The 11885-nt window shown below is 40.8% G+C and carries 14 protein-coding genes; 1 reads left to right on the top strand and 13 read right to left on the bottom strand.

Features of this window, described 5'->3' with window-relative positions:
- Nucleotides 1–104: 104 nt before the first annotated feature.
- The gene (locus L3V77_RS00450; RefSeq protein ID WP_275135277.1) at nt 105–932 is read right to left on the bottom strand and encodes an HDOD domain-containing protein; all 828 of its coding nucleotides are present in this window, start codon (nt 930–932) and stop codon (nt 105–107) included.
- A 247-nt stretch (nt 933–1179) separates the two neighbouring features.
- Here L3V77_RS00450 and L3V77_RS00445 point away from each other — a divergent pair, with 247 nt between their 5' ends.
- Nucleotides 1180–1332, top strand: a complete 153-nt coding sequence (locus L3V77_RS00445; protein ID WP_275135276.1) for a hypothetical protein — start codon at nt 1180–1182, stop codon at nt 1330–1332.
- A 62-nt stretch (nt 1333–1394) separates the two neighbouring features.
- Here the strand turns inward: L3V77_RS00445 and L3V77_RS00440 are convergent, their stop codons facing one another.
- From L3V77_RS00440 to L3V77_RS00385, 12 genes are all read right to left on the bottom strand, one after another.
- Complete coding sequence (locus L3V77_RS00440; RefSeq protein ID WP_275135275.1) at nt 1395–2594, bottom strand: MFS transporter; 1200 nt, start codon at nt 2592–2594, stop codon at nt 1395–1397.
- Between the two features lie 77 nt (nt 2595–2671).
- Nucleotides 2672–2995 carry a hypothetical protein gene (locus L3V77_RS00435; RefSeq protein ID WP_275135274.1) on the bottom strand — a complete coding sequence of 108 codons (324 nt, stop codon included), beginning with the start codon at nt 2993–2995 and terminating at the stop codon, nt 2672–2674.
- 204 nt (nt 2996–3199) lie between these two features.
- Nucleotides 3200–4069 (bottom strand): L-ribulose-5-phosphate 3-epimerase, encoded by an 870-nt coding sequence (locus L3V77_RS00430; RefSeq protein WP_195704818.1) that lies wholly within the window; start codon nt 4067–4069, stop codon nt 3200–3202.
- A gap of 9 nt (nt 4070–4078) precedes the next feature.
- Nucleotides 4079–4837: an IclR family transcriptional regulator gene (locus tag L3V77_RS00425; protein ID WP_195704817.1), complete on the bottom strand. Its 759-nt coding sequence runs from the start codon at nt 4835–4837 to the stop codon at nt 4079–4081.
- 5 nt (nt 4838–4842) lie between these two features.
- The gene (locus L3V77_RS00420; protein WP_275135273.1) at nt 4843–5487 is read right to left on the bottom strand and encodes a 3-keto-L-gulonate-6-phosphate decarboxylase UlaD; all 645 of its coding nucleotides are present in this window, start codon (nt 5485–5487) and stop codon (nt 4843–4845) included.
- The gene (locus L3V77_RS00415; protein WP_275135272.1) at nt 5480–6973 is read right to left on the bottom strand and encodes an FGGY-family carbohydrate kinase; all 1494 of its coding nucleotides are present in this window, start codon (nt 6971–6973) and stop codon (nt 5480–5482) included. Before L3V77_RS00415 ends, L3V77_RS00420 begins: the two co-directional genes overlap by 8 nt.
- The gene (locus L3V77_RS00410; protein WP_275135271.1) at nt 6970–7461 is read right to left on the bottom strand and encodes a YhcH/YjgK/YiaL family protein; all 492 of its coding nucleotides are present in this window, start codon (nt 7459–7461) and stop codon (nt 6970–6972) included. Before L3V77_RS00410 ends, L3V77_RS00415 begins: the two co-directional genes overlap by 4 nt.
- Before the next feature lie 9 nt (nt 7462–7470).
- Complete coding sequence (locus tag L3V77_RS00405; protein ID WP_275135270.1) at nt 7471–8286, bottom strand: Cof-type HAD-IIB family hydrolase; 816 nt, start codon at nt 8284–8286, stop codon at nt 7471–7473.
- Nucleotides 8287–8297: 11 nt separating this feature from the next.
- A complete protein-coding gene (locus L3V77_RS00400; protein ID WP_275135269.1) occupies nt 8298–8990 on the bottom strand; it encodes an L-ribulose-5-phosphate 4-epimerase in 693 nt (230 codons plus the stop codon).
- Nucleotides 8991–9095: 105 nt separating this feature from the next.
- Complete coding sequence (locus L3V77_RS00395; RefSeq protein ID WP_275135268.1) at nt 9096–10070, bottom strand: DctP family TRAP transporter solute-binding subunit; 975 nt, start codon at nt 10068–10070, stop codon at nt 9096–9098.
- A gap of 18 nt (nt 10071–10088) precedes the next feature.
- Complete coding sequence (locus tag L3V77_RS00390) at nt 10089–11369, bottom strand: TRAP transporter large permease subunit (protein ID WP_195704810.1); 1281 nt, start codon at nt 11367–11369, stop codon at nt 10089–10091.
- The gene (locus L3V77_RS00385; protein WP_229638079.1) at nt 11369–11869 is read right to left on the bottom strand and encodes a TRAP transporter small permease; all 501 of its coding nucleotides are present in this window, start codon (nt 11867–11869) and stop codon (nt 11369–11371) included. Before L3V77_RS00385 ends, L3V77_RS00390 begins: the two co-directional genes overlap by 1 nt.
- Nucleotides 11870–11885 lie beyond the last annotated feature (16 nt).

The following is an 11885-nucleotide window of genomic DNA, read 5'->3' as shown; positions in this document are numbered from 1 at the left end:
ACATCCTGTTGTCAATAACAAAGAATAGTGATTAGAACGGGGGTGTAGAGAGGAGAGTATATAACCGACTCACCCCTCTTCATTTGAAATGACTTTTCATTCTTCTATGCAAACATCTTATAAGCTAGCTCAAAGCCTTTACCACGAACACCATCAATCGTCGCAATAACGTCCTTGCCCAACTTCAATGCAATAGCACTCGGGTGAGATGAGATAAAGGTCAGCTTATCATCTTCTTTAATCAGTGAGTCCCAAACATTGTGAAGATCACTGGCTAAACGAATCGTATAAGCGAGTGTTGGTGAAAGCTTTGCTTTTTCTGGATTAGGCAAAAAGAAAATAGCCTCGACCATTTGAGGCGGAAAGTTCCAAGCGTGAGCAAGTCTAGCCCCTAAGTAAGGCACGGTTGTATTCAACAACTCTTCTTGAACTCGATATGGGTCTTCTCCCTTCGCTATCCGATCGACCATTATTTGGGCTTCATCAGGCAGATTCGCATGAATCATCAACTCACCGATATTATGCAGAGTACCTGTCGTAAAAACCTCGTTTTTATCCAATCCCGCAATAACGCCAATCTTGCTGGCTATCATGGATATCTCAAAATTTTTCGACCAATAATCTTTCAAACTGATGGTTTTAATCACAGGGAAAGCCATTGATAAAACGGAAGAACGAACAAGGGTGCGAACGTTGTCTTCACCTAGCCTCACGATGGCTTCATTAAGCGATGAGATCTCTCTTCGCCCGCCAAATTGTGCAGAATTGGCCATCCTCAACATGCTTGTACTGAGAAGTTGGTCCATAGACAATTTTATTGCAAGTTCATCAAAATCGAATTCGTCCTGATTGACGATATTAAGCGCATCTTGCAAAACTTGCTTAATTCTAGGTAACGCTTCGACCTTTGATAATCGCTCTTCTATTCCCATGAATTTATATCCTATGTTCAATTCCTACACTAAATATAAGATAGATCGAATTTAGGAGCTAGAGTTTCAATACCGTATAGAGAGCTGTATACAAAGAAAATACATAACCTTACAAAATTTTCACTTATACGAATAAATTTGATTTGTTACTTGATTACCTTTGCATCTGTAATGACGCCATTAGCTTGACCGCAATCACGCTTTCGATCATAATGTGACTCAAATCACATTTAATTGGAATATATACATGAATACGACAATCTTAACAAACCATACGATGACAGCAACAAGCTCACTTAACCGCCTATTATCATCGGCAGCAAATGAAGTATTGTTCTTTACTAAAATGTCCGTTGTGTTGGCGGTAATTACCTTATTATTAGCGTCAGCTTGGGTCTAATCATTTACGGTTTAAAGCAATCGAAAATGGATTATTGTAAATAATCATCCCCTACCACATCATTATGTCTGATTCTTTAGGTTTCCTCTAAACAGCCCAATCATAATGACATAGCTTATTGCGGGTATCCAATAACTGGTACTCAAACCATACTTATCTATGCCAATGGCCTGTATCAAAGGCAAGATAGCCCCCCCCATTGTGCACATAATAAGTATCGCCGCACCTTGAGAGTTATAGCTTCCTGACGCACGAAGTGCTTGTGCATATATAATGGGATAAAGAACGGAATTAAACAGACCCACCATTATCATCAAATACCCCACAAATACACTTGTTACCTGTGTCGCAATCAAACAAACCACAATCGCCAGTAGACACATAATAGTGAATAGACGAAAGCTATGAGCTCGATGTCCGTATTTTGCAAAAGCAAACCGCCCAAAAAACATCCATGCCCAATAAAGCGCAATAAACTGCGTCGCTCGTACTAACCCTAACCCACCAAATTGTTCATCTGCTAAATAAGTAATCGTAAAAGTACCAAAACACACTTCCATCCCAACATATAACAGAAGTACGGCCGCTATTTTCAAAAAACGTGGTCGCTTTAATAAAATGAAGAACCCACTAAAAAACCCAATCCTAGCACTCGGTCTAATATCAGGTAACTCAATCGCTCTAAAACAGATTATCAATCCTAAAAAATAGACGGCGATAACTAAAAACAATATGGAAATTTGTTGCCCTGTATTCACAAGCCCTAAGGTACTTGCAATGAGGATAATTGAGCTCAACACAACCGGACCTAAAACGGTTCCAATGGAATTGGACGCTGTTGCAATACTTTGCCTACGCATGCTTTGATCTGGTGTCGAAAGCAACGATACATAGGGAGAACTCACTACTTGGATAGAAGATATCCCAGATGCCATAAGTAAAATGCCGAGCAACGTCAAGGTCAACGTTTCTGTCTGGACAAAATAGGCCATCGCTAAGCAGCCGAGAAAGCACCAATATAGGCAATACTTTAGCGTTCTTTTATAGCCTATTTTTTCCATCAAAAATGAAATGGGTAATGAAGTCACTATCCGTGTAATAAAAAATGACATGAGAAAAAGCATTACCGTCTGATAATCCAGATTAAACAATTGTTTATAATGAGGAATTAAAGAATTACTGGCTACAGTAATAAAACCCCATATAAAAAAAACAGATGATAATAGCGTTAGGGCTGAATCTCGATTTTTGAACCTAATCAATCTAGAACCTCACATTCAGGTCAAAAAAAAGCAGAAGGCACTTCACATGCTTCTGCTTTTTGGTGTTAAATCTTTGCTTAATCACGAATAAAGTTAATGTGATGCACTTTGATATCGTATTTTTCAATAATAACTTTGGTCGCATGCATGCTAGCTAACCTTGCATCAGAATCCAATGCAGATTCCATCACCGATTGATTTTCATAGCTGTGTTGCATCATCAACAATAAGTTTTTCTGACTTTCTGCTTCTATCATTTCAGGCCTATTAACCACGACACCTTGGTTATTAGGAAATGTCCGAATAATTGGTACCACTTCTTTTTCCATGTACTGATAGAAATCTTGTTTTTGTGCTTCAGTTAATTCCGCTTCAAAAAATGCCGTTCTTACAATGGTCATGTTATGACTCTCTTAAGGTTGCGTTTCAAATTGATTACAGACTGCGTTTTTCTGCTTTATAGTGCTTCATACCCGTCGTGCCTAACGCAATATCGTTATTGGCGGCAATAGCGATCCAGCGATATCCATTGCCTAGGCTCACGAGTCTCGCCCGTTTGCCGCCTCACGACAACGCCAATGACTTAGGGTATGTCTTGTTGTCATTTAGAGCTCGAAGCCAACACTATTCGCAATAGTCTGGATTTTATTCTTCGCTTCTTTAATCTCATCTAACCAGTTGTCGTTTTGAGCCCACATCTCTATCACCAGCGGTGCACTGTAGTCAATATCCACCAAGGTTTTAAATATCGAATGAAAATCAACCTGTCCTTCACCTATGACAAGATCTCTGAACTGACCCTTACATGTCTCTGATACACGCAACGTGTCTTTCAAATGGATTTGTACGATATGATCTCGGCTCAACTTCAGCTCAGTACACACATCATAATTCCAACCAGTAATGTTACCCACATCGGGATATGCCATGAAATAAGGTGATGGTATTTCACGCTTCAATACTTCAAACTTGCTCAAGGAATTTAGATACGGTGTATCCATAATCTCTACGCCCAACATAATGCCTGCACGTTCGGCCATCTTCGCAGCCTGCTTCATACCATCAACAAATCGAGCGTGTGTTTTTTCAGACTGAGGTTCGTAATAGACATCATAACCGGCCATTTGAATACAACGGATGCCGAGTTTATAAGAAAGAGAGATTGCCTTTTGCATGATAACTAAAGACTTTTCTCTAACTTCTTCGTCCATTGAGCCGAATGGGAATTTTCGATGAGCACTCAAACACATAGATTGCAACGGCATACTATGCTTCTCACACAAACGGCGCAGGTCATAGATTTCATCGTCTGACCAATCCAATCGAGCTTGACGTTCATCCGTTTCATCTACAGAAATTTCGACAAAATCGAAGCCCGCGTTTTTCGCATGCTGCAATCTTTCTTCCCAAGTCAATGACGTTGGCATCGCTTTTTCATAGATACCTAATCTAAATTTGTTTTTGGAATCAAACATTCTCTATCCTTAAAAGAGTTGCTGCTCGATACGCTTGGTGATGCTCTGAATTTTCTCTGCCAACAATTCATATCCAACTTGCTTCATTTTTGGCGTTAAAGAAGAGACACTAACCGCGTATACCGGAGCCTTATTTTTATCAAAAACAGGAACCGCTACACATGAAATTCCTGCTTCATTTTCTTCATCATCTAATGCATATCCACGTTCTCTGATTTCATCTAAAACGTCTAAGAATTGCTTTTTATCTAAAATTGTATTTTCTGTCAGTGGCTTCATTGTGCTGACGTTTCTCTGCCAGTACGCTTCTCTAGCAAGATCAGAGCAGAATGCTAAATAGCACTTACCCGCTGCTGAACAATACATTGGTGAATGTAATCCAACATAAGTACGGGTTCGAAATGAAGCATCAGCAGGCTCAAATTTATCCTTGAAGATAATATTGTCAGAATCAAACGATAAGAAATTAACCGTTTCATTAACATCATCCAACAATTCACCTAAGTAAGGTTTTACTGCGCCAGTCACATCCGAATTTATTGCTGTATGTCCTAAATGGACAAGCTTCATCGTCAATCGATATTCTTTCCCCGAGTTCAACTGAGCTACATACCCAGAAGCTTCAAATGTCGCCAAAATTCGATGGGTAGACGATTTATTAAAACCTGTTCCTTCTGAGATTTTTTGTAATGAAATACCATTTGGGAAACCACCCAAAAATTCTAAAACCGTTAGTGCTTTGGATAAGGATTTAATTTGTTCACTCATATTTTTTACCAGTGTTTTTCAATTTCATTATGAAAATACTCTGCTATTTTTTTCCCGTTTTCACCCGCTAGAGCTCTACCAGCTATAAATGACTTGGCGGACAAATCTTTAAATAAATGCAGGTCTTCTGGCACAATACCACCAGTGATAGAGAGTTCAATGCCTATATCAGACAATTCTTGCATCTTATTCAGATCTTCATTGGTCCAATTCACTCCTGCGAGTTCAGCATCTCGTGAGCGATGATAGATGGCCTGCGTTATCCCCATAGCAACCCAACTTTTGGCATCTTCCATGGTCCAGTGACCATAGAGTTCAATCTGAACTTCACCATCAAACTCATCGGTTACTTTTTTGGCCGCGCGGATAGTTTCAATATGCGCTGCGGCACTGACCGTAACCCAATTAGCACCAGCTTCCATTGCTAGCCGAGACAATATCGCGCTTGCATCGGTTATCTTCATATCACAGACGATAATATGATTAGGGTATTTCTCTCTTATAATTCGAACGCTATCCACACCATGAGCAAAGGCTAGAATGGTTCCAATTTCGATCACATCCAGCTTATCAGCCACCAATTCTACAGAGGCAAGTGCTGTTTCAATGTCAGTGGCATCGAGTGCCATCTGCAATAATGGTTTAGACATTCATCTCTTCCTCAAATTGCTTAAATAGTTGAACCAAGCGCTGATAATTTTTGTATTTATTTTGATAGCTCTCGTAGTTATCTTTATTAGGATAAACACGAGAAGAAGCGACCGCTAACGTTTGCCCACACTCATCCACAGAATCAAACTCACCAGCACCTACCATGGCAACCATTGCCGCGCCGAGTGAACCCGTTTCATCTACATTTGAGATCTCTACCGTCATTCCGGTTAGGTCCGCTAACATTTGCATCCAAACAGGACTTGATGCTGGCCCACCGGTTACTTTCAATATTTCCGCTTTTGGAAAGCGTATTCGCATTCGCTCTAAATGAATGTTATGGCAAAATAATATTCCTTCCCAAATAGCTTGTATCAAGTGGCCTTTGGTATGGTGGGACTGCAAACCATAGAAGCCAGATTTAAGTCCTAACCCTTGATTTGATCCATATAAAAATGGCACAAAGTAAATACTGCTATCAGCCGGCTTTAACCCTTCTACCAGAGATTGATTCTCAACATGATTTAATTGACCATCTTCGCCTAGATAATCGGCAAACCACTCATAGTTACCAGCAGAAGTTGGACTTGCTTCATGAATGATGTATTCCCCATCTACTGCATAATGACCATAAACAAAATTGTGTTCTTCTTTGGTGACTTCTTTGGTAATTCCAGAGGTTACTGACCACGTACCCATGACATAGTTAAGCGTATCAACTGAAGAGTTAATACCGGAACAAATTGCCGTTGAAACCACGTCAAATAGCCCGCCAAATACTGCCGTACCTGCTGCTAAACCTGTTTCATCCGCTACTTTCTTGGTCACCATACCGGCTTGTTGTTGAGGATTAACAATGGGAGGAAGCGCTTCCCAAACTTCCTCAATACCGAATTTCTTGAGCAGTTCTCGGTCGTAACAACCTCTGATAGAATTGAAAAAATTACTTTCTGACATATTGGTGATCTCAGCACCAATTTCGCCCGTAAGCCGGTAACGTAGGTAATCATGCGCCATCATAATTGAACCAATATTCGCATAACGCTCAGCGTCATTTTCTTTAATCCAACGAATAATAGAGACCGGGTGTCCTGTCCATAATGTCTGCAATGTAATGGGGTAGGTTTCTTGAGCTAAACCTTGCTCCAACCATTGTTTAACAATAGGCAGAGAACGAGAATCCGATGACATAATGCCATAACCTAGATTGTCTCCAGACTTATCAAGTAAATACGCACCTTTCCCTTGCGCCGAAATACTAATACCCTTGATCAAACTTACGTCAACGTGAGTGCTTGCAAGAAGTTGCTTTATAACTGATACGGCGTTTTCCCATAGTGCATCAAGATCTCTCTCAACCCAGCCTTGTCGGTCATTAATCACCTTGGCTGACACTCTTGCTAATCCATGTTGTACACCTTTAGCGTCAAATAATGCCGCCTTCATAAAGGTGCCACCAGAGTCTATTCCTATATAAAAATTCATTCACAAGCTCCCAATAGATCATTATGGATTTTAACGACGAGTTTTCGAACAGGTTGCGAGTTCCCATCATGGATGTTGGTGATATGAACGATATTGGGAGTAAACAGATAGAAGCAGCCCGGTAATGCTTCGATATAATTGAGTTTTATATTTTCAAATTGATAAAATTGGAGATCGCGGTCTTTATTATATTCTTCTGCATTGACATGATGACCAGTATCTATTGACCATGCCATCGTCTCAGAACCTTGCAATACAATCTGAAGGTCAGAGTGATGCTTGTGGACCTCTGGCTTAAAACAGGAGATGGGTTCTTTTTCATACTCAAGAACCACAAACCACGCTTGTTTAGGGTCATAGTTTGGCAATTCATGACGCCCTAATTCTAATAAAGATTGGTCAAGACTATTTAAATATTGAAGAATATCTTGCACCGCCAAAGGGTAAGTTTTGGTAAGTAAGTTTTTTTGTGTATTTCCAACTAACATAATTATTCTCTACAAAAATAGACTTTTTAAAAGTGTCGATAATCCCAACTCATCATCATGGGACTTTTCAGTCACTAACGTCGCAGAAGCTTTTACTTTTTGGTCGGCATTCTGCATCGCGATACCAAGCCCCACTAACTTTAGCATTGAGATATCGTTATGATTGTCTCCTACCGCTACGCACTCATTTAAAGACACGCCAAGCTGTTTCACATAACCAGACAAAGCGTTACCTTTGCTGTTACCAGCCGCGGAGAAATCAACTCGGTCAACCCAAGAACGCTCTCCATTAAAATTCGTTTTCACAAATTCGATATTCGAGAAACCATCAATATCGCCCCCCTCGACAACAAATTTCCAGACGAAATCTGTTGCGTCTAACTCATCGAAAAAATTATCTACTCGCCGAATATTTGGTTGAGAACCTTCAGGGAAAGACTTCGCCCATTGCGATAACGTTTCCATATAAGCAATGGGTCTTTTATTCGAATACAGCATCGCATCTCGTACATACATCACCATTTTCAAATCATGCTTATCTGATATTGAGATGAAATCAGCTGCGATATTTTTGTCTATTGCGTTTTCACTGATTACGCTGTCAGTCGCGTAATCAAACATATAGGTACCATTACAACAAATTATCGGCGTACGCAGACCCAGCTCTTTATAATAAGGCTGAGCGGCAACATGATGTCGTCCAGTCACAATAATAACAGGGACTTTCTGAGAGATATTTTTGATTGTATCGACTAATACAGGACTGATTCTGTGTTGCGAGTTGAGTACTGTCCCGTCGAGATCTAATGCCAATAATTTGTGCATATTTCTACACCCTATTTCTGACCATAATACGAATTTTTCCCGTGTTTACGGTTATAGTGCTTATCCAACAATTCAGGATTAATTTTTATATCCACATTCAGTGCGCGAGTAGCTGTTGCCATTGCTGCCACTTCTTCCATTACCACAGCATTATGCACCGCATCAAAGCCATCTTTCCCCCATGTAAATGGAGCATGGCCTGCGATTATCGCACCCGGCATCGCTTTTGAATCGATGTTGCGTTTCTGAAATTCTTCTACTATCACCAAACCAGTGTTTTTTTCATAATCAGTATGGATTTCTTCACTTGTAAGTTGACGAGTACAGGGAACGTCTCCGTAAAAGTAGTCTGCGTGAGTCGTACCTAATGCGGGTATATCCAAACCTGCTTGCGCCCAAACTGTCGCATTGCGCGAATGGGTGTGTACAATTCCACCAATGGACGTAAATGCTTTATACAGCTCAATATGAGTCGCCGTATCACTCGATGGATTAAGTTTCCCTTCAACACGATGACCATCTAAATCAACAATTACAATGTCGTCAACCGTCATGACATCATATTCAACACCAGATGGCTTAATGGCAATAACACCCTTGTCTCTATCAATTTCAGATACATTACCCCAAGTGAAAGTAACAAGGCCATATTTGGGCAGTTGAAGGTTTGCCGCCAATACACGCTCTTTTAATTGTTGGTACATAATATTTTTACCGAATTTGTGAGTGAAATGAAGGTGCTAATAAAGGTTAGAAATTGACATATTGCCTCGCTTTTCAGCCAGACAACATGTCAATTTAGCGACAGCTTATTTTGCTGCTGCTTCAATTTTCTTAACCATTGCATCACCGTTTACTTCAATGAATGCTTTCCATACAGGCGCGATAGCCTTTTGGAATGCAGCACCATCTACGTCACGGTTAACTTCCATACCGCCAGCTTCAAGTTCAGCAATCATCTTGTCTTCTTTCTCGATGCTAAGCTCACGTTGCATGGCAACAGCTTCTGCCGCTACGTCAGTAATAATACTTTGCTCATCAGAACTTAACTTATTGAATTTCTTAAGATTCATAGTAAGAACAAGAGGTGAGTATGCGTGCTGAGTTAAGCTCAAATACTTTTGTACTTCGTAGAACTTAAATGACAAAGTCACACCGATTGGATGGTCTTGAGAATCAACAACACCTGTTTCCAATGCCGTATATAGTTCAGCAATAGGAAGTTGTAATGGGTTAGCACCTAACTCTTTAAACATATCATTCAGTGCTTTTGAACCATTGACTCGCATTTGCAGGCCTTCAACATCTGCAGGAACGCGGATTGGCTTGTCGTTGTTCGTCATGTTGCGGTAACCGTTTTCTGGGTAACCAAGTCCTTTCAGGCCAAATTTTTCCATTTTCTGTAGGATTTCTTGTCCTGGAGCACCATCAAGTACTTTGTAAGCCGTTTCACGATTAGGGAACATAAAAGGTAATGTGAAAGCGGATGATTCTGGTAGTAGGCCAGAATAGTTATTAAGGCCAACCATCGCGATATCTAGGATGCCAGAACGTGAACCGTCAATCATCTGCTTGTCATTGCCAAGCTGACCCTGTGGGTAGATGTTGATCTTAATTTCGCCATTTGAACGAGCTTCAACTTCTTTCTTAAAGAACAAAGACATGTCTTGTTGAAGATCTGATTCAGGAGCCGCGTGCACTAACTTTAATGTTGTTTGTGCCATAGCTGTTGAGCTAAATGCGACCGCCGATGCAATTCCTACGACTTTAAATAATGACTTCATTTTTCTCTCCTTAGAGGGTTAACCAATGACAAAAGACATTGGCACAGTAATAATGCTTGGGAATATTACAAATAGTGTTAAAAGCATCATATATGCAGCAATAAACGGTAAAACACCTTTTACTGCTGTAGACATAGGCACACGAGCGACGCCGCATACCACGTTAAGAACAGTGCCTACTGGAGGCGTAATTAGACCAATCGAACAGTTGATAACAAACATCAAACCGAAATACGTTGGGTCGATACCTGCCATTTTGACAATCGGCATTAACAGCGGTACTAGGATTAAGATTGTTGGACTCAAATCCATAACCATACCAACGCATAACACCAATAACATGATAACGGCCATTAACAAGCGTGGACTGTCAACCAATGGCCCTAACATCTCGGCTAATTGCTGAGGAAGTTGAGCAACCGTAATCAACCATGCAGCCACCATTGCACAACCAACAAGGAACATAACCATCGCGGTAGAGCGGCCAGCATTCAATAAGATTTTGTAGAAACTTTTTAATGTAAGTTCACGATAAATAAACGTAGATATAACGATAGCGTATACCGCCGCAACAACCGCAGCTTCCGTCGGCGTAAAGATACCAAGACGAATACCAAAAATGATGATAACGGGTAAAAACAATGCCCAAATGCCATCTTTAAGCGCAGCACGTTTCTCAGCCTTCGTTGCACGTTCTGAGACTTCCAAATTCTCTTTACGAACGGTCATTCTCCATACGAACATCAACGTCATGCCCATTAGCAAGCCAGGAACAATCCCGCCAAGGAACAAGTTTTTGATAGAGATACCACCCGCCACACCAACCAAAATCAATGGAATTGAAGGTGGAATAACCGGAGCGATAATACCGCCGGATGCCAGCAGACCCATTGACGATGCTTCTGGGTATTTAGCCGCCTTCATCATTGGATAAAGAATACTAACTAACGCGGCAGCATCTGCAACGGCAGACCCAGATAATCCCGCCAAAAGTACCGATGTCAAAATTGCGACATATCCAAGGCCACCTTGACGATGCCCAACATAGGTTGTAGCTAAGCGAACGATACGGGTAGACAGTCCGCCAGATGACATCACCTCACCAGCAATCAAGAAAAATGGAATGGCCAAGAGCGTAAAGCTGTCCACACCATTTATTAAAGATTGCGCAAGAATATCAGCACTAAAGAAATCCATATGCAGCATCAAAGCCATTGAAGACAACAGCAGCGCAAATGCCACAGGTAGCCCCAATAGGATTGAGATAATTAATACCGATAAGAATATCGCGAGAGTCATTACTGTTTCTCCATGTCTACGTTATCTAGTAGCCAATTTGGGTTAATAATACGAACCACCGCAATCACTCCCATCAATAGCCCCGACACGACACCAGCCATATAAAACAATGATGAAGGAAGACCCGTTAATGGTGAAATATCAGACCAGTTCGACATCATTTGTCGATAAGAACCGATGTAGAGCATGCCGACCGATACGGTAATAATTACCCAACATATACGTCTTAAAAATGGGACGGCTCTAGGAAGTAATTTTTCAGAAAACTCAGCAACAGCTAAGTGATCTCCTCGGCGCAGCACGACTGCAGCACCAAGCATTACCACCCAAACCAAACCTAATCGAGAGAGTTCGACAGAAGGACGTAGACCAGAAGAAAATCCATAGCGCAATACCACATTAACAAATACAAGTACGACCATGAATGCCAAAATGACAGCCATCAAAATATCGATGCTTTTCCAGATCCACATAAATACCTTTAGCATATTATTTTGCATAAAGTTCTCCTACTTC

It is taken from the genome of Vibrio sp. DW001 (assembly GCF_029016285.1).
GTDB lineage: Bacteria > Pseudomonadota > Gammaproteobacteria > Enterobacterales > Vibrionaceae > Vibrio.
The sequence above is the reverse complement of the archived record's forward strand: the minus strand, read 5'-3'. Positions and strand labels throughout refer to the sequence as shown.